Source organism: Ruegeria sp. AK4, assembly GCF_056541025.1.
In genome coordinates this window covers 430,548-450,097 of sequence record NZ_JBQFXS010000002.1, presented here as the reverse complement: position 1 = coordinate 450,097, position 19,550 = coordinate 430,548, and the positions used below count along the sequence as shown (strand labels likewise).

Annotated in this window: 12 protein-coding genes and 1 pseudogene; all 13 read left to right on the top strand. The window is 61.0% G+C overall.

From position 1 onward, the window contains the following. The 13 genes and pseudogenes from tssF (at position 1) to icmH (ending at position 19,549) form a co-directional block, all read left to right on the top strand. Positions 1-1,878: a type VI secretion system baseplate subunit TssF gene (gene tssF, locus ACR0EZ_RS05915; protein ID WP_480611696.1), complete on the top strand. Its 1,878-nt coding sequence runs from the start codon at positions 1-3 to the stop codon at positions 1,876-1,878. After that, positions 1,842-2,912 carry a type VI secretion system baseplate subunit TssG gene (gene tssG / locus ACR0EZ_RS05910; RefSeq protein WP_480611695.1) on the top strand — a complete coding sequence of 357 codons (1,071 nt, stop codon included), beginning with the start codon at positions 1,842-1,844 and terminating at the stop codon, positions 2,910-2,912. Before tssF ends, tssG begins: the two co-directional genes overlap by 37 nt. A 2-nt stretch (positions 2,913-2,914) precedes the next feature. Continuing rightward, positions 2,915-5,632 carry a type VI secretion system ATPase TssH gene (tssH, locus tag ACR0EZ_RS05905; RefSeq protein WP_480611694.1) on the top strand — a complete coding sequence of 906 codons (2,718 nt, stop codon included), beginning with the start codon at positions 2,915-2,917 and terminating at the stop codon, positions 5,630-5,632. A 48-nt stretch (positions 5,633-5,680) separates the two neighbouring features. After that, on the top strand, positions 5,681-6,832 hold the full coding sequence (locus ACR0EZ_RS05900; protein WP_480611693.1) for a hypothetical protein: 1,152 nt from the start codon (positions 5,681-5,683) through the stop codon (positions 6,830-6,832). Positions 6,833-6,901: 69 nt separating this feature from the next. Continuing rightward, on the top strand, positions 6,902-7,756 hold the full coding sequence (locus ACR0EZ_RS05895) for an ion transporter (RefSeq protein ID WP_480611692.1): 855 nt from the start codon (positions 6,902-6,904) through the stop codon (positions 7,754-7,756). Then, positions 7,749-8,249: pseudogene (gene tssB / locus ACR0EZ_RS05890) on the top strand (type VI secretion system contractile sheath small subunit); the annotation flags it as partial. The gene ACR0EZ_RS05895 and the pseudogene tssB, both read left to right, overlap by 8 nt. Before the next feature lie 387 nt (positions 8,250-8,636). Beyond that, complete coding sequence (locus ACR0EZ_RS05885; RefSeq protein ID WP_480611814.1) at positions 8,637-12,113, top strand: type VI secretion system contractile sheath domain-containing protein; 3,477 nt, start codon at positions 8,637-8,639, stop codon at positions 12,111-12,113. A 34-nt stretch (positions 12,114-12,147) separates the two neighbouring features. Beyond that, the gene (locus ACR0EZ_RS05880) at positions 12,148-14,253 is read left to right on the top strand and encodes a type VI secretion system Vgr family protein (protein WP_480611690.1); all 2,106 of its coding nucleotides are present in this window, start codon (positions 12,148-12,150) and stop codon (positions 14,251-14,253) included. Positions 14,254-14,263: 10 nt separating this feature from the next. After that, on the top strand, positions 14,264-14,875 hold the full coding sequence (locus tag ACR0EZ_RS05875; RefSeq protein ID WP_480611689.1) for a DUF6931 family protein: 612 nt from the start codon (positions 14,264-14,266) through the stop codon (positions 14,873-14,875). Between the two features lie 2 nt (positions 14,876-14,877). Continuing rightward, positions 14,878-15,186: a PAAR domain-containing protein gene (locus tag ACR0EZ_RS05870; protein ID WP_480611688.1), complete on the top strand. Its 309-nt coding sequence runs from the start codon at positions 14,878-14,880 to the stop codon at positions 15,184-15,186. A gap of 10 nt (positions 15,187-15,196) precedes the next feature. Then, positions 15,197-16,645, top strand: coding sequence for a type VI secretion system-associated FHA domain protein TagH (gene tagH / locus ACR0EZ_RS05865; protein WP_480611687.1), 1,449 nt, complete (start codon positions 15,197-15,199; stop codon positions 16,643-16,645). Between the two features lie 38 nt (positions 16,646-16,683). Then, entirely contained in the window at positions 16,684-18,024 is a 1,341-nt protein-coding gene (gene tssK / locus ACR0EZ_RS05860) for a type VI secretion system baseplate subunit TssK (RefSeq protein ID WP_480611686.1), read from the top strand. Positions 18,025-18,121: 97 nt separating this feature from the next. Further along, positions 18,122-19,549, top strand: a complete 1,428-nt coding sequence (icmH, locus tag ACR0EZ_RS05855; protein ID WP_480611685.1) for a type IVB secretion system protein IcmH/DotU — start codon at positions 18,122-18,124, stop codon at positions 19,547-19,549. The last annotated feature ends 1 nt before the right edge of the window (position 19,550 follow it).

The following is a 19,550-nucleotide window of genomic DNA, read 5'->3' as shown; positions in this document are numbered from 1 at the left end:
ATGGACACACGGCTGCTCAAACATTACGAAACCGAACTGGCCTTTCTGCGCGAAATGGGCGCCGAGTTTGCCAGCGCCTATCCCAAGATAGCCTCGCGTCTGGGGATGGAAGGGATCGAGGTGGTCGATCCCTATGTGGAACGGCTGCTCGAGGGCAGCGCTTTTCTGGCCGCGCGGGTGCAGCTGGAACTGGAAATGCAGTTCCCGGCCTTCACCTCGAACCTGCTGGAAATCGTCTACCCGCATTATCTGGCCCCGACCCCGTCGATGATGATCGCGCAACTGGAGCCGGACGTGGCCAATGCCGCGCTGAAAGAAGGGTATCCGATTGCCCGGGGCTCGACCTTGCGGTCGCATCTGGCGGAAGGAGAACAGACGGCGTGCGAATTCACGACGTCGGCGGACCTGACGCTCTGGCCCATTGCGATCACCGAGGCCGAATATATCGACGGGCGCGGTGAACTGGTTGCGGCGGGTGTGGCCAAGGAAACCGATGCGCGGGCCGGTATCCGCCTGCGCCTGCACCGCACCGACGGCGAACCGATGGCGGATCTCGAGATGGACAGCCTGGTGCTGCATCTCGACACCCAAAGCGGCAAACCCTGGGCTTTGCACGAGCTGCTGAGCACCCAATGCGTCGGCCTGACCGGTCGGTCGACAGACCGGCGGGCGGACTGGGCCGTGCGCCTGCATGATGCCGATGTGGTTCCCAAAGGGTTCGAGCCGGAAGAAGCCCTGTTGCCGACCCCGCGCCAGTCCTTTGACGGCTATCGCCTGTTGCAGGAATATTTTGCAATGCCCGAACGGTTCCTGTTCGTGGAACTGACGGGCCTGAAACCGGCGCTGAAACAGTCGGCGGGCGATGATGTCGATATCTACATCCTGTTGCAGGACAGTATGCGCGACGTGGCCCCGGCGGTGACGCCCGCGGCCTTTGCCCTGAACGCGGTGCCTGCGGTGAATCTGTTCCACCGCCGCTGCGACCGGGTGCATATCACCCAGATGGACACCCAGCACCATGTCGTTCCGAACCGGACGGCGGGTCTGGACTATGAGGTTTTCTCGATCGAGCGGGTGACGGGCATCCAGTCGGACGAAGAAGGCGATATTCCCTTCCGCCCGTTCTACAGCGACACCGATCTGACGGCGGCGGGCGACAATCACTCGGCCTATTACACCATCAAGCGCCGAATGCGGCAGCGCAACGAAAAGGAACGGCTGCGCGGGGTGCGCACGTCTTATCTGGGCTCCGAGGTCTATCTGACGCTGGTGGACCGCGCGCAGGCGCCCTATCCGGGATCGCTGGATCAGTTGGCGGTTGAAGCCTTATGTTCCAACCGCGATCTGCCCATGTTGTTGGCGGCAGGCGGCGAGGATGTGTTCCATTTGCCCGATGGCGGGCCGGTCAAATCGGTGCGCACCCCGATCACGCCCACGCGGCCCCATGCAACGCTGGCGCAGGGCGATGCGGCGTGGAAGCTGATCAGCCATCTGAGCCTGAATTACCTGTCGATTGCGGGCGAGGGCCGGGAAGGCGGGTCTGGGGCGCTGCGCGAGTTGTTGGGAATCTACGCCCCGCTGGGCAACCGCGTGACCGAAAAACAGCTTGAAGGCGTGGTGTCCGTCACCAGCCGCCCCATCGTGCGCCGGATGAGCGACGAGGTGCTCAGCACCGCCGTGCGCGGGCTCGAGATTACGCTGGGCTTTGACGAAAGTTTTTACGAAGGGACAAGCGTTTACGTCCTGGGTGCTGTGCTGGAACGGTTCTTCCGCAAATACACGACGATCAACAGTTTCACCGAAACTGTGCTGAAAACCGAACGAAGGGGAGAGATTGCCAGATGGCGACCGGCAGCCGGCCTGGGCAGGATCATCTGAGCCTGCTTGCCGCTCTGGCGGCGGACCCTGAAAGGCATCACGTCTTTCAGGCGCTTCGGGTGATCGAGGCGCATTATCACGATGCGCCGCGTCTGGGTGAATCCCGCCGCCCGCGCGAAGACCGGGTGCGGTTGGGTCAGGACGTGTCGCTGGCCTTTCCACCCAACACGCTGACGCGGTTCGAACCGGCCTCGGACACTCAACCCGGCAAGCTGAGCAATCTGTTCTTTGGCTTCTTTGGCCCGCAAGGCCCGCTGCCCCTGCATCTGACGGAATTTGCCCGCGACCGGCAGCGCAATCACCGCGACCCGACCTTTGTCGCTTTTGCCGACATGCTGACCCATCGAATGATGAGTCTGCTCTATCGTGCGTGGTCGGCCGCCGAGCCGGCGCCCAGTTTCGACCGGGGCGACGATCCGTTCGAGCAGCGCGTGGCGGCCTTGGCGGGGTTCAAGGGCGGCGATTTCAGCGACCGCGACGCGATGTCGGACATGCTGCGCCGGTTTTTCGCCGGGCATCTGGGATCGGGCACCAAGACGGTTGAGGGGCTGGTCGCGATCATCTCGGATTATTTCGGGGTCGATGCGCATGTGCAGCAATTCGTCGGCTCGTGGCTGGAGCTTGAACCCGATGACACCTGGCAGTTGGGCGGCCCGGCGCGTCTGGGTCAGTCGACCAGCATCGGCAACCGGGTCTGGTCGCGCTCGGCCAAGTTCCGCATTCGGATCGGGCCGGTGTCGCTGCCGGATTACAAGCGACTGCTGCCCGGCGGCGTGTCGCAACAGCGGCTGGAATCTATACTGCGGACTTACGTGGGCGACACGCTGGATTGGGAGGTCAATCTGGTTCTCGCCGGTGATGAAGTCCCGCGCGCGTCCCTTGGGGGGACGACGCAGCTGGGTCACACAAGCTGGATCAAGACCCGCGACGACCCCGATGAAACTCGACCGGATGCGGACGATCTGATCCTCTATCCCGGATATATGAACCAAGAATTTGAGGCCGAAGAACCGGCCCGCAACGAGAGGTATTGAAGATGACGGAAATCAGCCGTGTGTCGCTGTTCGGCAAGCTGAACAAGCTGGGCTATCAGGCGATCGAAGGGGCCACCGTGTTCTGCAAGATGCGGGGCAATCCTTATGTCGAGATTCAGCATTGGCTGCATCAGATCCTGAACGGTCAGGACAGCGACATTCACCGCATCATTCAGCATTACGATCTGGACCCGGGCAAGATTGCCTCGGAACTGACCCGCTCGCTGGACATGCTGCCGCGCGGGGCGTCCTCGATCTCGGACCTCAGCGATCACCTGATGGACGCGATGGAGCGCGGCTGGGTTTGGGGCTCGTTGCTTTATTCCGACAGCAAGGTGCGGACGGGCTATCTGATTTTGGGCATGCTCAAGACGCCCGCGCTGCGCAACATTCTGGCCAGTATGTCGCCGGAACTGGCCAAGATCGGCGCGGATGATCTGGCTGATAATTTTGCCGAGGCCACCGATGGCTCGCCCGAGGACAGCTTGGGTGCGCAGGATGGCTCGAATGTGGGTGGCGGGGCCGAACCCGGCGAGGCCAGCGGCGCGATGGCCCCCGGCGCGATGGGTAAAGGGGAAGCGCTGGAGCAGTTCTGCACCGATCTGACCGAACAGGCCCGCAATGGCGAGATTGACCCAATTGTGGGCCGGGATGAGGAAATCCGTCAGATCGTCGACGTGCTGATGCGCCGCCGTCAGAACAACCCGATCCTGACCGGTGAGGCCGGTGTGGGTAAAACCGCCGTGGTCGAAGGCTTCGCCCTGCGGATCGCGCGTGGCGACGTACCCCCGGCGCTGAAAGACGTACGCTTGCTGGTGTTGGATGTGGGCCTGCTGCAGGCGGGCGCGTCGATGAAGGGCGAGTTTGAAAATCGTCTGCGTCAGGTGATCGATGAGGTGCAGGCCAGCCCCACTCCGATTGTGATGTTCGTAGATGAAACCCATACGCTGGTCGGCGCGGGTGGCGCGGCAGGCACCGGCGACGCGGCCAACCTGCTGAAACCGGCACTGGCGCGCGGCACTTTGCGCACCATCGGCGCGACCACATGGGCCGAATACAAGAAATACATCGAAAAAGACCCGGCCCTGACCCGGCGTTTTCAGGTCGTGCATGTCGAGGAACCGGATATTCCAAAGGCGGTTCTGATGATGCGCGGCATCGCCTCGATGCTGGAAAAACACCATCGGGTACAGGTGCTGGATGAAGGGATCGAGGCGGCGGTGACGCTGTCGGCGCGCTATATCCCGGCGCGGCAATTGCCGGACAAATCGGTCAGCCTGCTGGATACGGCCTGCGCGCGCGTTGCCGTTTCGCAGCACGCGGTTCCCGCCGAGGTCGATGACAGCCAACGCCGGATCGAGGCGCTGACCACCGAGCTCGAAATCATCGAACGCGATGAAACCGCAGGCTATGACGTCGCCGACCGGCGCGAGGCGGTGAATGCCGCGAAAGAGGCGGAAGAGGCGCGGCTGGCCGAACTCACAAGGCGCTGGGACGCCGAAAAGAAGGTGGTCGAAGAAATCCTCGACCTGCGGGCCAAATTGCGCGCAGGCGGGCAGGAAGTCGAAGGCACCGGCACCGCCGAAGGCGAGGCCGCGACCGAGGAAGCCCCGGACGTGCAACCCATCGACCGCGAAGCTCTGCTGGCTGAACTCAAGGCCAGGAACGCAGAACTGGAACAGGTGCAGGGCGACAGCCCGCTAATCCTGCCTATCGTCGATCATCAGGCGGTGGCCAGCGTGGTTGGTGACTGGACCGGTATCCCCGTCGGCCGCATGGTCAAGGATGAGATCGACACGATCCTGAACCTCGAAGACCGTCTGGCGCAGCGGGTGATCGGTCAGGACCACGCGATGAGGATGATCGCCAAGCGGGTGCAGACCAGCCGGGCCGGTCTGGACAATCCGAACAAGCCCATCGGCGTCTTCATGCTGGCGGGTACCAGCGGGGTCGGCAAGACCGAAACCGCGCTGGCACTGGCCGAGGTGCTGTATGGCGGCGAACAGAATGTCATCACCATCAACATGTCCGAGTATCAGGAAGCCCACACTGTCAGCAGTCTGAAAGGCGCGCCTCCGGGCTATGTCGGTTATGGCGAAGGCGGGGTGCTGACCGAGGCGGTGCGGCGCAAGCCCTATTCGGTGGTGCTGCTGGACGAGGTGGAAAAGGCCCACCCGGACGTGCACGAGATTTTCTTTCAGGTCTTCGACAAGGGCGTGATGGAGGATGGCGAAGGCCGCGTGATCGACTTCAAGAACACGCTGATCCTGCTGACCTCGAATGTCGGCACCGAGATGATCATGGACATGTGCGCCGACCCCGATCTGATGCCCGACCCCGAAGGCATGGCCAAGGCGCTGCGCGACCCGATGCTCAAGGTCTTTCCGCCCGCGCTGCTTGGGCGTCTGGTGACGATCCCCTATTATCCGCTCAGCCCGGACATGCTGGGCGAGATCACCAAGCTGCAACTGGGCCGCATCCAGAAACGGGTCAGCCAGGCCCATGGCGTGCCGTTCGAATATACCGACGCTGTGGTCGAAGAGATCGTCAACCGCTGTCAGGAGCTCGACAGTGGTGGGCGCATGATTGATGCCATCGTGACCAACACGATGCTGCCCGATATCTCGACCGAATTTCTGAAAAGAATGATGGAAGGTGAAGAAGTTGCCAAAGTCGTGATCGACGTCACAGACGGCGACTTCAGTTATGGGTTTGACTAAGGGCGATCAACCAAAGGTCGTATCACATACCACAACAGGAGAGAGACGATGGCTGCATTCACAACAAGCGCGCAACTGAACATCGGGTACAAGGGCAAGATGTTCAAACAACCAAAATGCGAGTTCACCGTGGCCCATGCCGTGCCCGAGGGCGAGGACGAGACCGAAACCAAGCTGCTTCGCGCAGCCTATGCCAAGCTGTGGGAAAAGAACTTTACCAAGCTTGAGAAAAAGCGCTCGGCCGAGTTCAAAAAGGCAATGGACGGAACCGAAAAGGACATCGAGAAAAAGGACTATTCGGAAGACCAGCTAAAGAAGTTCATCGAAACCGCAAACCAGCTGATCAAGCAGGGTCTCAAGACCTTTCAGAGCGAGGTCCAGTCGCTGGCGACGACCTGCATGGAACAGGTCTATGACTATGTCGAGAAGAAGCTGAAAAAGAAGATGACCCGCAAGAAGATCAAGACGGGTCTGAAAATCACCGCGCTGGTGTTGATCACGCTGGCGGTCGCGGCGGCCTCGATCGCGGCGACGGTTCTGACCGGCGGCGTGGCCGCGGTTGTAATCGCTGCGGCCATCGGCACCGGCATCGGGGCGCTGGTGTCCAGCGGCAAGATCATCAAGAAGGAATATGACAGCTACAAGGGTTTCCTGGACAAGATCGAAAAGGACATCAACGCAATCACCAAGGCTGTCGAGTATCAGGAGAAAAAGAAGAAAGCGTCGGAATTCCGCAAGCTGGGGCCGAAGGAAAAGGTCAAGCTGCTGATGGCTGGCACTTCGGGCCACGTGAAATCGCTGAAAAAGCACCTTGAGGATGGTGCCACGCGCATGCTGCTGATGCGCAAGCACATGAATGAGGCGCTGGTGAAAGCAAATGAAGCCCGCGAAAACGCCGACAAGATGAAAGGCCACCCGGACAAAGCCATCTCGGCCGAGGCTGCCGAGGCGGAACGTCTTGCGAAGGAAATGGCCTACAAGCTGGAAAAATTCGAAACCAAAAAGAAGAAATATGATGAGCTGAAAGCCGAGGCCGCAAAGGTCATCAAGGACCTTGAGACCAAGGGCATCTGGGATGGCGGCAAGCTGTCCAAAGCGATCAAATTCGCGGAAGATCACGAAGACACGGCAAACTTCATGATCAGCGCGGGCAAGGCGCTGGCTAAATCCGGTGCAAAGATTGTGAAGGCCGTAAAGTAAGTTGACTATCGCGGGCAGCGCCGGGGCTCAGATCCGGCGCTGTCTGTACCGTTCAAAGGAGTGAGCCCGTTGGAATCCAGTACGGCCCCTGATCCCTCGCTGCGCGAACGTGCCCGGGAATTCGTCGAACGCCGGGCCGTGACCAATACGATTCTGGGCGTGATCATTTTCAATGCAATCACGCTGGGCCTGTCCACGTCTCCGTCAATTCAGGCCAATGTCGGACACATCCTGCGCGTCATCGATACGATTGTACTGGGTATCTTTGTCGCCGAGCTGCTGGTGAAATTTTATGCTTACCGGCTGAGTTTCTTTAACAACGCGTGGAATATCTTTGACCTTGTGGTCGTGACGCTGGGCCTGTTGCCCAACCGCGATGGTCTGTCCGCCCTGCGGGGGTTGCGGGTCATCCGGGCGATGCGTCTTTTGTCGGTCATACCGCAGATGCGCGCGGTGGTTCAGGCACTGCTGGATGCGCTGCCCGGCATGGGCGCGGTGATCATCATGATCTCGATCGTGTTCTATGTCTTCGCCGTCATGGCCACGTTGATGTATGGCCCCGATTTCCCCGAATGGTTCGGGTCGCTGGGCCGCTCGCTCTATTCGCTGTTCCAGATCATGACGCTGGAAAGTTGGTCGATGGGCATCGTCCGACCGGTGATGGAGGTGCATCCCACCGCCTGGATTTTCTTTGTGCCCTTCATCGTGATCACCGCGTTTTCGGTGCTGAACCTGTTCATCGGTCTGCTGGTCAATACGATGCAATCGGCGGTGGAGGATGAGTCGGTCGAAGAGTTCTCTCATCTGCGCGAGCTTGTGCGCAGCGAAACCGACGTTGTCGACGACCGCGTCAAGGAACTGCTGGTCGAGGTCAAAGCCCTGCGCCACGAAGTGGCGGAACTGAAAGGGCAGGACGATGGCTGACAGTTCGCAGAAATTCATCGCCCGCAACCGGGCGCCCAGGGTTCAGATCGAATATGACGTGGAGCTTTACGGCGCTCAGAAAAAGGTGCAGCTGCCCTTTGTCATGGGCGTGCTCAGCGACCTGTCGGGCAAGTCAACGGTTGAAACCCCAACGGTCTCGGATCGCAAGTTCCTTGAGATCGACGTCGATAATTTCGACAACCGGATGAAGGCGATGGCCCCGCGCGTTGAATTTGCGGTTCCGAACACGCTGACGGGCGAGGGCAATCTGGCGGTCGATCTGACGTTCGAGAAGATGGCCGATTTCTCCCCCGCGCAGATCGCAGCCAAAATTGAACCGTTGCGCAAACTTCTGGACGCGCGGACGCAGCTGTCGACCCTGATGGCCTATATGGACGGCAAGGCCGGGGCCGAGGCGCTGATCGAGAAAATACTGGCCGACCCGGCGCTGCTGGGCGCGCTTGCCAGCAGCCCGGTCGAAGGTCACGACACGCAGGCAACGCTGGATGCCCTGCGCGACCTGGCCCCGGATGACGCGCCCGAGGATCGTTCGGTCGAGAATGCGCTGGCCTCGGTGCCCGAGGTTGAGGCTGTCGAAGAACAGGAAAGCTCGGCCAACGTGCTGTCAGACCTTGCCGCCAGCGCATCGGATGAAGAACCGGAAGATACCGCGCTTGAGGATGCTCTGTCCTCCCTGCCGGACGCACCCGAAGCTGAGACCGAGGATACAACCTCTGACGTCCTGACCGATCTGGCCAGCACCGCACCTGAGGACGCGCCGCAGGAAAACTCGGTCGAAGATGCGCTGTCGTCCATTCCAGAAGTTGCGGTTGAAGAGGCCCCGGACGGTTCGGCCGATATTTTGTCCGGACTCGCGGACATGGCACCGGAAGAGGCCGAAGATACCTCCGCGGCAGACGTGCTGTCTTCCCTGCCCGAGGTTGAGGACAGCGACGAACAGGATCAAAGCGACGATATTCTGGCCGGTCTTGCGGATCAGGCCCCCGAACCGGTTGCCGAGGACAGTGCGGTTGAAGATGCCTTGTCTTCGATCCCCGAAACAGCCGAAACCGTCGAGGAAGATCATTCCGACATCCTGACCGAACTTTCCGAGGCCGCGCCGGAGGATGACGGCGACGACAACAGTGATCTTGATGATCTGCTGGGCGACCTCGCCGATATGGCCCCGGAGGAGGAGGGGGATACATCTGCTGTGGATGCGTTGTCATCGCTGCCTGAAGTTGAAGAAACTACAGACGAAGATCATTCGGACATTCTGACCGGTTTGGCCGAAGCCGCGCCGGTGGAAGAGGGCGAAGACGACAGCGAATTGGATGATCTGCTCGGTGAACTCGCCGATCTTGCCCCGGAGGAGGGTGAGGATACAGCTGCCGCCGACGCGTTGTCGTCGTTGCCGGACGTTGAGGAGACGGCAGAGGAGGATCATTCGGACATTCTGACGGACCTGGCCGAGGCTACGCCGGAAGCCGAAGCCGAAGATGACAGCGATTTGGATGACCTTTTGGGTGATCTGGCCGATCTTGCGCCCGAGGACTCGGATGAAGCGGAAGTCACGGACGACATTCTTGCCTCTATGCCGGAAGCGGAGCCGGATGAGGTCGTTGACATCTCCGATGACGTGTTGGGCGATCTGGCGGATGCGGCACCCGAGGACGGTGGCGAAGACGACGATGATCTGGAGACTTTGCTGGGCGATCTGGCCGGGGATGCACCGGAAGACGCTGAAGAAGATGATGTTGATCTGGATGATCTGCTTGGCGATCTGACATCCGACGAAGAACCGGATGAGGATGGAGCAGAGGAGGATGAACTGGAGTCAGTTCTTGGCGATCTTGGAACGGATGCGGATGAGGCAAGCCTCGATGATCTCGATCTGGATGGTCTTTTGGATGAAGACGAAACCTCGGACGAAGAGACCGAGGCGGAGAGTACGGACGAGGAACTGGATTTAGACCTCGACGATCTTTTGGGTGAGGACGCGCCCTCCGACGATGGGGAAACCGAAGAAACCTCTGACATTGATCTGGACGATCTGGACCTTGACGATCTGCTCGGCGATGACGCGCTGTCTGATGAGGCGGACTCTGCCGCCGAAGAGATTGATCTGGATGATTTAGATCTGGACGGCCTGTTGGATGAGGACGAAGAGACCGAGGCCGAGGGCACGGATGAGGATCTGGATTCAGACCTCGACGACCTGTTGGGCGTGGATGCGCCCTCCGGCGACGGGGAAACCGAAGGAACGTCTGACATTGATCTGGACGATCTGGACCTTGACGATCTGCTCGGCGATGACGCGCTGTCTGATGAGGCGGACTCTGCCGCCGAAGAGATTGATCTGGATGATATCGATCTGGACGGCCTGTTGGATGAAACCGATGATGAGGACGGAACTTCTGCGGACGATCTGGATCTGGACCTCGACGACCTGTTGTCCGATGACGACACGGAAGATGCAGCCCCGGAACCGGACACCGCGCCAGAAGACGCGAAGCCAAGCGGAGAGCCTGCGCTCGCCTTTGGCCGGATGAGCGCCGACAGGCCCGACCCCGAGCGGCTGAAACGCACCCGGTTCCGTATCGCGATCTTTGGTGATTTCACCGGCCGGTCTGCCCGCGGGCAAATTGAAACCGGGGATGCGCTGGCCGCGCGCAAGCCGATCCTGCTGGACCCGGATACGGTCGAGGATGTGATTTCCAGCTTCGCCACCACGCTGGTTCTGCCCATCGGCAAGGACGGTGCAGGGATCGAGGTCAAGCTCAAGGAACTTGACGATCTGCATCCGGATGAACTCTATGAAAAGGTTGAGCTTTTCGATGGATTGTCCGGTCTGAAAAGCCAGCTCAGCGCCGGGGCCACCGCTGATCACGCGGCGAAGCAGCTGATTGCCTGGGGGGAAGAGTTCGGACAGGCGGTGGTGCCTCCGCGTAAAACTTCCGGCGGCAATACCGTGCGGGCCGATCTGAAACTGAGCGATTTTCAGAAGCTGATCGGCGACACCGGCGGGGAACTGGCGCAGCCGTCTCCGGTGGACGATCTGCTGAAACGCGTGGTCGGGCCGCATATCCGCAAGCTGCCCAGCCCCGATGTCTCGGCCATCCAGACGGCGGTGGATGAGGCGCTGAGCGCGGCGATGCGGATGGTATTGCACCACCCCGAGTTCCAGTCGATTGAGGCGCAGTGGCGCAGCCTCGATCTGATCGCACGCAGTGTCGAGGATGACGATACGCTGGACGTGATCCTGTATGACGTTTCCGCAGAAGAAATCGCCGCCGATCTGGTAGCGGAAGAAGATCTCGCCAAAACCGGGCTGGTGCGCCTGCTGACCGAAGAACCGCTGGACGAAGAAAACGGGCGCGGAGGCTATTCGGCGTTGATCGGGCTTTATACGTTCGAGGAAACCCCGCCCCATGCCGAATTGCTGGGCCGCGTGGGCCGGGTCGCGGCGCATGTGGACGCGCCCTTCATCAGCGCCATCACGCCGGGCTATCTGGACATCAAGAAAGAGGATCGCCACCCGCTGGTGGTCAAGGCCTGGGACATGTTCCGCGCCATGCCCGAGGCGGGGCATGTGGGGCTGGCCTCGCCCCGGTTCCTGCTGCGACGGCCTTATGGGGCCAAGTCGGAACCGATCTACGAATTCGATTTCGAGGAGTTCACAGAGACCGAAGGCCTGCGCGGCATGCTCTGGGCCAATCCGGCGGTGCTGGTGACGATCCTGCTGGCACGCTCGTTCAGGCAGAATGGCAAGGCGATGAACCTCGGCTCGGTCATGAGCCTTGGCGGCATACCATACCATTTCGTCAATGACCGCTACGGCGATCAGGTCGCGCTGCCCTGTACCGAGCGCAACATCACGTTGGAAAAACACGAACATTCGGTGCAGCGCGGTTATATGCCGGTGCTATCGGTCAAGGGACGGGACGAAATACGGCTGGGTTCGTTCAACTCGGTCGCCGGGCAGGAGATTCTGGGCCCGTGGACCGGCGTTCCGGTGCCCGAACCGTCACCGGATGTTCCGCCAGAGCCGGAAGCCGACGATACATCGGATGATGAGGATGATTTCGATCTGGATACGGATATGGACGACGACATCTCGGATCTCGACCTCGGCGACGATGATGCGGATGACGACGACGATGATCCGGAACTGGCGGCCCTGATGGCCGATCTGGCGGGCGGCGGCGACGCCGCCGAAGACGAAGATGATGCGGGCGATCTGGATGATTTCCTGTCGTCCTTCGGGGATGATGATGACGTCGACTTTGGCGATGGGTCCGAAGATGGCGAAGAAGAAATGGACCCGGAACTGGCTGCCCTGCTGGCTGATCTGTAACGGCGTACGGAACGAGATTTGGAAGGAACGGTAAATGGCGCAAAGTCTGCAAAGTAAAGAGTGGCCCCTTCGGATCACCGGTTCATACAGCTATGACGAAGACGAACTTGTCATCCGGCGCGCGATCGTGACGGAAAAGCTGGGCGAGTTGACGGATATTCAGGTCGAGGTTCTGTCCCCGGACAAGTCCATCGCTTTGGACAAGCTGCTGGGCAAGATCATGACCATCCACATGGCCGCCGCCAAGGGGGCCGAGCGCAAGTTCACTGGCACGATTGTGCGCGTCGAACGGCTGGCGCTGCGCGACGGTTTTGTACAGTTGCTGGCGGAACTGCGCCCCTGGTTCTGGATGCTGGACCAGACCACCGACAGCCGCATTTTCCAGAATATGACCGCCGTGCAGATTATTGAACAAATCTTCGGCGAATACGCATTCTCGGACTTCAAAAAGAGCCTGAGCGCCAGCTATCAGCAGCGGGAATACTGCGTTCAGTACCGGGAAACCGATTTCGATTTCATCTCGCGGCTGATGCAGGAAGAGGGCATCTATTACTATTTCGATTACGCGAACGCCGAGGACAAGCTGGAAACGCTGGTGCTGTGCGACGATGTTTCCGCACACAAGCCCATCGAAGGTACATCGTCGATCGAATACCGCCCCGGCGATGACTACAAGCAGCGCTTGCCCGATTGCGTGTCGGAATGGGCCAGCTCGCAAGAGGTGGTGCCGGGTGTCGTGTCGCTGCGGGATTTCGATTTCACCACTCCGAACGCCAAGCTGGACGTGCGGGCAAACACCAAGACCAAGGCCACGCATAACTACAAAAGCTATGAGCTTTATGATGCGCCCGGCCACTACTACAAGGAAACCAAGCTTGGCACGACCCGCGCTCAGGTCCGGATGGAGGCCGAGGATGCCCGGTTCGACCGCCGCCGGGGCCGCGCCTCGGTCCGGGCGATGGAGGTGGGTAAGACCTTCACATTGAAGGAACATCCCGAAAAGGCGCAAAACGACGATTACCTGATCACCGAGGCCACCTATTACTTGCAGACGACCGAGGGCTACGGGTTCGAGAAGAACTCGCAAGACCTCGACACCGGCGCGCTGGAATTTCCGGATGACGCCGGTGAGATGTTCATGATCGAGTTCGAGGCGCAGCCGAAATCGGTCAAGTACCGCTCGGCCCTGACCACGCCGTGGCCCGAGATTTCGGGGCTGCACACCGCCATTGTGACCGGCAAGAGCGGCGAGGAAATCTGGACCGACAAGCACGGGCGCATCAAGGTGCAGTTCCATTGGGATCGCGAAGGCAAGAAGGACGAGAACACCACCTGCTGGGTGCGAGTCGTCACGCCTTGGTCCGGCAAGAACTGGGGCATGGTCAGCATTCCCCGAATCGGTCAGGAAGTGGTAATCCAGTTCGAAGAGGGCGATCCGGACCGGCCGATTTGCACCGGCATGCTCTATAATGCTGACACCATGCCGCCCTATGCGCTGCCTGCCAATCAGACCCAGACAGGGATCAAGACGCGGTCCTCAAAAGGCGGCAGCGCCGAGATGTTCAACGAACTAATGTTCGAAGACAAGAAGGGCGAGGAACTGGTGCGCTTTCAGGCGCAGAAGGACCATGAAAAACTGGTCAAGAACATGTCCACCATCACCGTTGGCTATGACAAGCTGGACAAGGGCGGCAATGGCGGCGACGGCTGTCTGAGCCAGGTGGTCAAGAAAAACGTGGATGAGACGATCAAAGAGGGCGACCATACCTTCAAGATCGAAACCGGCAGCCAGACGGTCGAAATCAAGACCGACCAGACCGAAACGGTCGAAGGCAAGTCCACCCGCACCGTGACCGGCAACAATACCGAAACCATCAAGACCGGCAACAAGACGACCACGGTGAACACGGGCAATATTCAGGTCGATGCCAAGTCGGGCAAGATCACCATCACCGCGATGCAGTCGATCGAGTTGAAGGTGGGCGGATCGTCAATCAAGCTTGATCCGACCAGCATCACTGTCAAAAGCACGATGATCAAGGTTCAGGCCAATGCGAAACTGGACGCAAAAAGCCCGATGACGACCGTGAACGGCGATGCCATGCTGACCCTCAAGGGCGGCCTGACCATGATCAACTAGGGTTGGTGAGATGAGCGAACGATTTGCCAAGATGACCAAAACGCCGCAAGTGCCCGCCGCACGGATGCTGGCGGACGCCAACGCGCGGCTGAGCACCAAGCTGGACGCCCCGGCCAGCGCGCCGCTGGACGTGGTGCTGGGCGAGCTTGATGAAAAAGGCGCGGCCATCGATATTCTGCGCCTGCTGGGTGTTGCCCTGCCGCCACGCGAGCGGGTGTGGTGGTCGTGCCTGGCGGCCCGCGACTACATCGGGGAAGCGCCTGACAACAACACCCCGGCTTTGGCCGCGTCCGAGGAATGGGTGTTCCGCCCGACCGAGGAAAACCGCGAAAAAGCCGGGGAAACCATTGATCTGGCCGAACCGGATGACGAGACGATTAACTGCGCAATGAGCGTGTTATACTCGGAAGGCACGCTGGGCACCGGCGATCTGGCGACCATGCCCGCGCCGCCCGGAGCCGCCGAAACCCTGGCCTTTGCAATGAATGTTGTTGCGATGGACAACCACGAAGGCGATTTTGACGCATACGTGCAGTTGCTGATCGATCGCGGCGTCGATATTGCTCGGGGTGGGAATGGTAAGCTGGACCGCGACGGGGCCGGTTCAGAGATGAAGGAGTAGACATGGGATTTCCACAAGCCCGCGTCACCGATATGCACTTGTGCACGCTGCCGGCCCCGCCGCCGGCGCCGCCGCCGCCCGCACCGGTTCCGATGCCGATCATGCCGCCCTGCTGCCCTACGGTTCTGGTTTCCAAGCTGCCCGCGGCGCGGATAACCGATCTGGCGACGCCCGCGTTTCCGCATCCGATCGTCAAAGGGTCAGCGACGGTGCTGATCAGCAAGCTTCCGGCGGCGCGGGTCACGGATAACTGCGCCTGTGGCGGTCTTATCATACCGCCGTGCTGCCCCACCGTACTGGTCGGAGGATGAAGACAAACGCATGACGGTCACTCTGAAATTCCAATCCACCGGTATCGTACCGGGCGACGGGCGCCCGGTGTCTATGCAGGGGGGCTCTTTGACCGTGGGGCGCGGCCCGGCCAATGATCTGGTCTTGCCGGACCCCGAAAAGACGCTGAGCAAAAGCCATTTCGTGATCGAGGATCACAACGGCAACGTGGTGATCGTGGATCTGTCAACCAACGGCACCTTTCTGAACTATTCCAAGATCGCTTTGGGCCGGACGCCCACGCCGCTGAACAATGGCGACGTGCTGACGGCGGGCGGCTACGAGATGGTGGTCGAGATCGGGGCCGATCTGCCCACTTTCGAGGAAATGATCCCGCAGCCGATGCAGCAGGGCGGGGTGTCGCCGGGCCAGTCGCAGAACGCGCCCGACCCGCTGGCCTTGCTGGACGATGCCGGGCCCGGAGGCGACTTTTTGGATGATCTTCTGGGTGGCGATGCCAAGGGTCCCGGCCAGATTTCCACGCCTGACCCGATGGATGAGTTGCTGCCGCCGCTGGACGATGACGATCCGTTCTTTGCCAAGCCCAAGGACGCACATGCGGATATGGGGGCCAGCGATCCGATGCATAACCCGTCGGCCTCGGATGCGTTTTCCGCGCCGCAGGCCGGTGGCGGGGCCAATCTGATCCCGGATGACTGGGACGACGACCTGCTGTCCCCATCGGGTGGCACAGGTCAGGATCCGTTTGCTGCGCCGGAGCCCCCAAAGCCTGCCGCACCGCCGCCACCGACAAAACCGACGCCTGGCGGTCAGGCCGAAGCGCCTGCGCCGACGTCGGAACCGGCGCAGGAACCGCCCAAGGTGGAGCCTCCGACACCTGCGCCCGCAGCCGTGGGGGATCAATCCGCCGCGCGCGCGCTGCTTGAAGCGCTTGAGGTTGACGATCTGCAGATCGACGATGCCGATCTGCCCGCCACGATGGGCCGGATGGGGCGCGTTTTGCGGGCGATGATCACTGGGCTGCGGGAAATCCTGATGACCCGCACCTCGATCAAGTCCGAGTTCCGCATTGACCAGACGATGATCAGCGCGGGTGGGAACAATCCGCTCAAGTTTTCGATCAGCCCGGAACAGGCGATCGAAGCCTTGGTGAAACCCCGCGTCAAAGGCTATCTGGCCTCGGAGGAGGCGACCGAACAGGCACTCAATGACATCAAGGCGCATGAGGTCGCCATGGTAACGGGTATGGAAGCGGCGCTGAAAGGCGTGCTGGCCCGGCTGGACCCGGACGTATTGGCGGGAAAAATTGAGGGTTCCGGCAAACTTGGGTCACTTTTCAAGGGTAAAAAGGCCCAGTACTGGGAAGTGTATGAGAAGATGTACGCAGATATCTCGGATCAGGCAGAGAATGATTTTCACGATCTATTCAGCCGGGAATTCGCGCGCGCCTATAAGGAACAGCTGGAAAAGCTGAAATAAAGCCCGGCTAGGGCGGTAAGAACAAGGGAGGGCAGCCATTGTCCTGGGACAGCAAGGTGCTTTGGACCGAAGGGTTGTTTCTGCAGCCCCATCACTTCCAGCAGGCTGACCGGTATACCGAGGCGCTGGTCGCCGGGTTGGCGCGCCGTGTGACGCCCTATGCCTGGGGGCTGAGCGCGCTTGAGATCGATGACGAGGTTCTGAAGGTCGGGCAATTCGCACTGAAATCCTGCTCGGGCCTGACGCCGGACGGGCAGGTGTTCCGCGTACCGCAGGCCGAAGACCACCCGCCCGCGTTGGAAGTGCCTGAAACGATCAAGGATTGCGTGGTCTACCTGACCGTGCCGCAACGGCGGCAAGGCGCGTCCGAGGTGGATCTGAGCGGGGCCGAACAATCGGTCAGCCGCCTGCGCCCGGCGGAACAGGAAATCACCGATGTGATGAGCCAGCAGAAAAAGCCGGTCACGCTGGGTGTCGGCAAGCTGCGGCTGCAGTTTGCGCTGGCGGTGGACGATCTGGCCGACAAGCTGGCCATCCCAATCGCTCGGATCATCGAGGTGCGCCCGGATAAAGAGATCATACTGGACCGCGGCTTCATCCCCTCGGTGATCGATGTGCGCGCGGCCCCGGCGCTGGCCGGGTTCATGAACGAGCTTGAGGGGATGCTGTCGCACCGGGTGCAGGCGCTGGCCGGGCGCTTGTCCGAAGGTGGCCCCGCCAAGGGTGCGGCGGAAATTTCCGACTTCCTGCTGCTGATGACCATCAACCGCAACCTGCCTCTGGTGCGCCATTTCGCCAATATCGAAAACGTGCACCCGGAACATGCCTACCGGGTCTGTGTCGCGATGGCGGGCGAGCTTGCGACCTTCATGAGCGCCGAGAAAGAAGCGGTGCAATTCCCCGCCTATCAGCATGACAATCTGACTGAATCCTTCGCGCCGGTGATCCGCACCCTGCGCCAGTACCTGAGTTCGGTTCTGGAACAGACCGCAATCTCGATCCCGCTGGAGCCGCGCAAATACGGCATCAGCGTCGGCGTCATCGCCGACCGCAAGCTGATCGGGAACGCGGGCTTTGTGCTGGCCGTCAACGCCGATATCCCGGCCGAAGATGTGCGGCGGCATTTCGCGGGTCAGGCCAAGACCGGTCCGGTCGAGGAAATCCGCCAGCTAGTTAACTCGGCCCTGCCCGGGATCACGCTGCGCCCGCTGCCGGTCGCGCCGCGCCAGATTCCCTATCATTCGGGGGTGGTTTACTTCGAACTGGATGCAGCCAGCCCCTATTGGTCCAAGATGACCACTTCGGGCGGGATCGCTGTGCATGTGTCGGGGCAGTATCCGGGGCTTCAGATGGAGCTTTGGGCGATCCGCAACCAGTAAATGTGAAGACGATTACTGGCTGCGGCGAAACAATTTGATAGGGCTGCCCAAAGTGGGTCACACTCTGACATGGGGGCCTTGAGGAAGCAGGTAGACGATGTCCGACAAAGATCCTTTTGCCGAACCGGACGATACGGATAAGACGGTGATCCGACCCAATCCGGGCGGGCGGCGTCAGGGCGGCGGCATGTCGCAACAGCCTCCTGCGCCGCAGCAACCGGCCGGATATCCCGATCCTTTGCAGGTGCCGCAACCACAGCCCGCCCCCACGGCGGGATATGGAGTGCCGCCTGTTCAACAGCCGCAATCGCAGCCGCCACAGGGCGGGGCCGAAGATGTGGCGACCACCGGTATGAACCGGCTGAATGCCTGCGCCGCCTCGCTGTTTTCGCTGATCAGCCGCATCCGCAACCGGGCGCAGCATATGGACCCGGACAAGCTGCGCCAAAGCGTCGTGGCCGAGGTCCGCAGCTTTGAGAATGCCGCCTTGCAAGCCGGTATTCCGGCGCAAACCGTCAAGGTCGCGCGCTACGCTCTGTGCGCGACGCTGGACGATGTGGTCCTGAACACGCCCTGGGGCGGGCAATCCAGTTGGGCCACGCAATCTCTGGTCGGCACGTTCCACCGCGAAACCGTGGGCGGCGACCGGTTTTATGATCTGCTGGCGCGGCTGGAACAGGACCCGGCAAACAATATTGAACTGCTGGAATTCGTCTATATGTGCCTGTCGCTGGGGTTCGAAGGCCGGTTGCGCGTCGAACAGGGCGGCCCCGACAAGCATCTGCAAATCCGGCAGGGCCTTGCCCGCATCATCCGGGCACAGCGCGGCGATGTCGAACGGGATCTGGCCCCCCATTGGCAGGGCGTGGATAAACCCTACCGCGCGCTCAGCATGTGGAAGCCAGTCTGGATCGCGCTTGGTGTCACGGCCTTGTTGCTGATCATCGAGTTCGGCGGGCTGTCCTATCTGCTGTCGAACAAGACTGAAAACCTTGTGGGCCAGATGTCCGTTATCGACGCAGGTCCCGTGACCGAGTTGCAGCGCCGCGCGCCGCCTCCGCCGCCTCCGCCGCCGCAGGCCCAGCCGCAGGTGGAAAAGGTCGTGGAATTCCTGAAGCCCGAGATTGACGAGGGTCTGGTCGAGGTCTTTGAAAAGGGCAACACGCTGATCATCCGGATCAAGGGCTCGGGCATGTTCGGCTCGGGATCCGACCATCTGCAGGACAAGTTCCGTGAGCCGGTGCGCCGGGTCGCCGTGGCATTGAACGAGGAACCCGGCGCGGTGATCGTGGCCGGGCATTCTGACAATGTGCCGATCCGGTCCTCGCGATTCCCATCGAACCTGGCGCTGTCGCTGGCGCGCGCGAAATCTGTGATGAACCAAATGGCGGGCGAGATGGCAAAGCCGGATCGCCTCAGCGCCGAGGGCCGCGCCGACAGCGAGCCGATTGCCGACAATTCGACCCGCGAAGGCCGGGCCACCAACCGCCGGATCGAGGTCCTGCTGGTACAAGAGGAGAACTGAT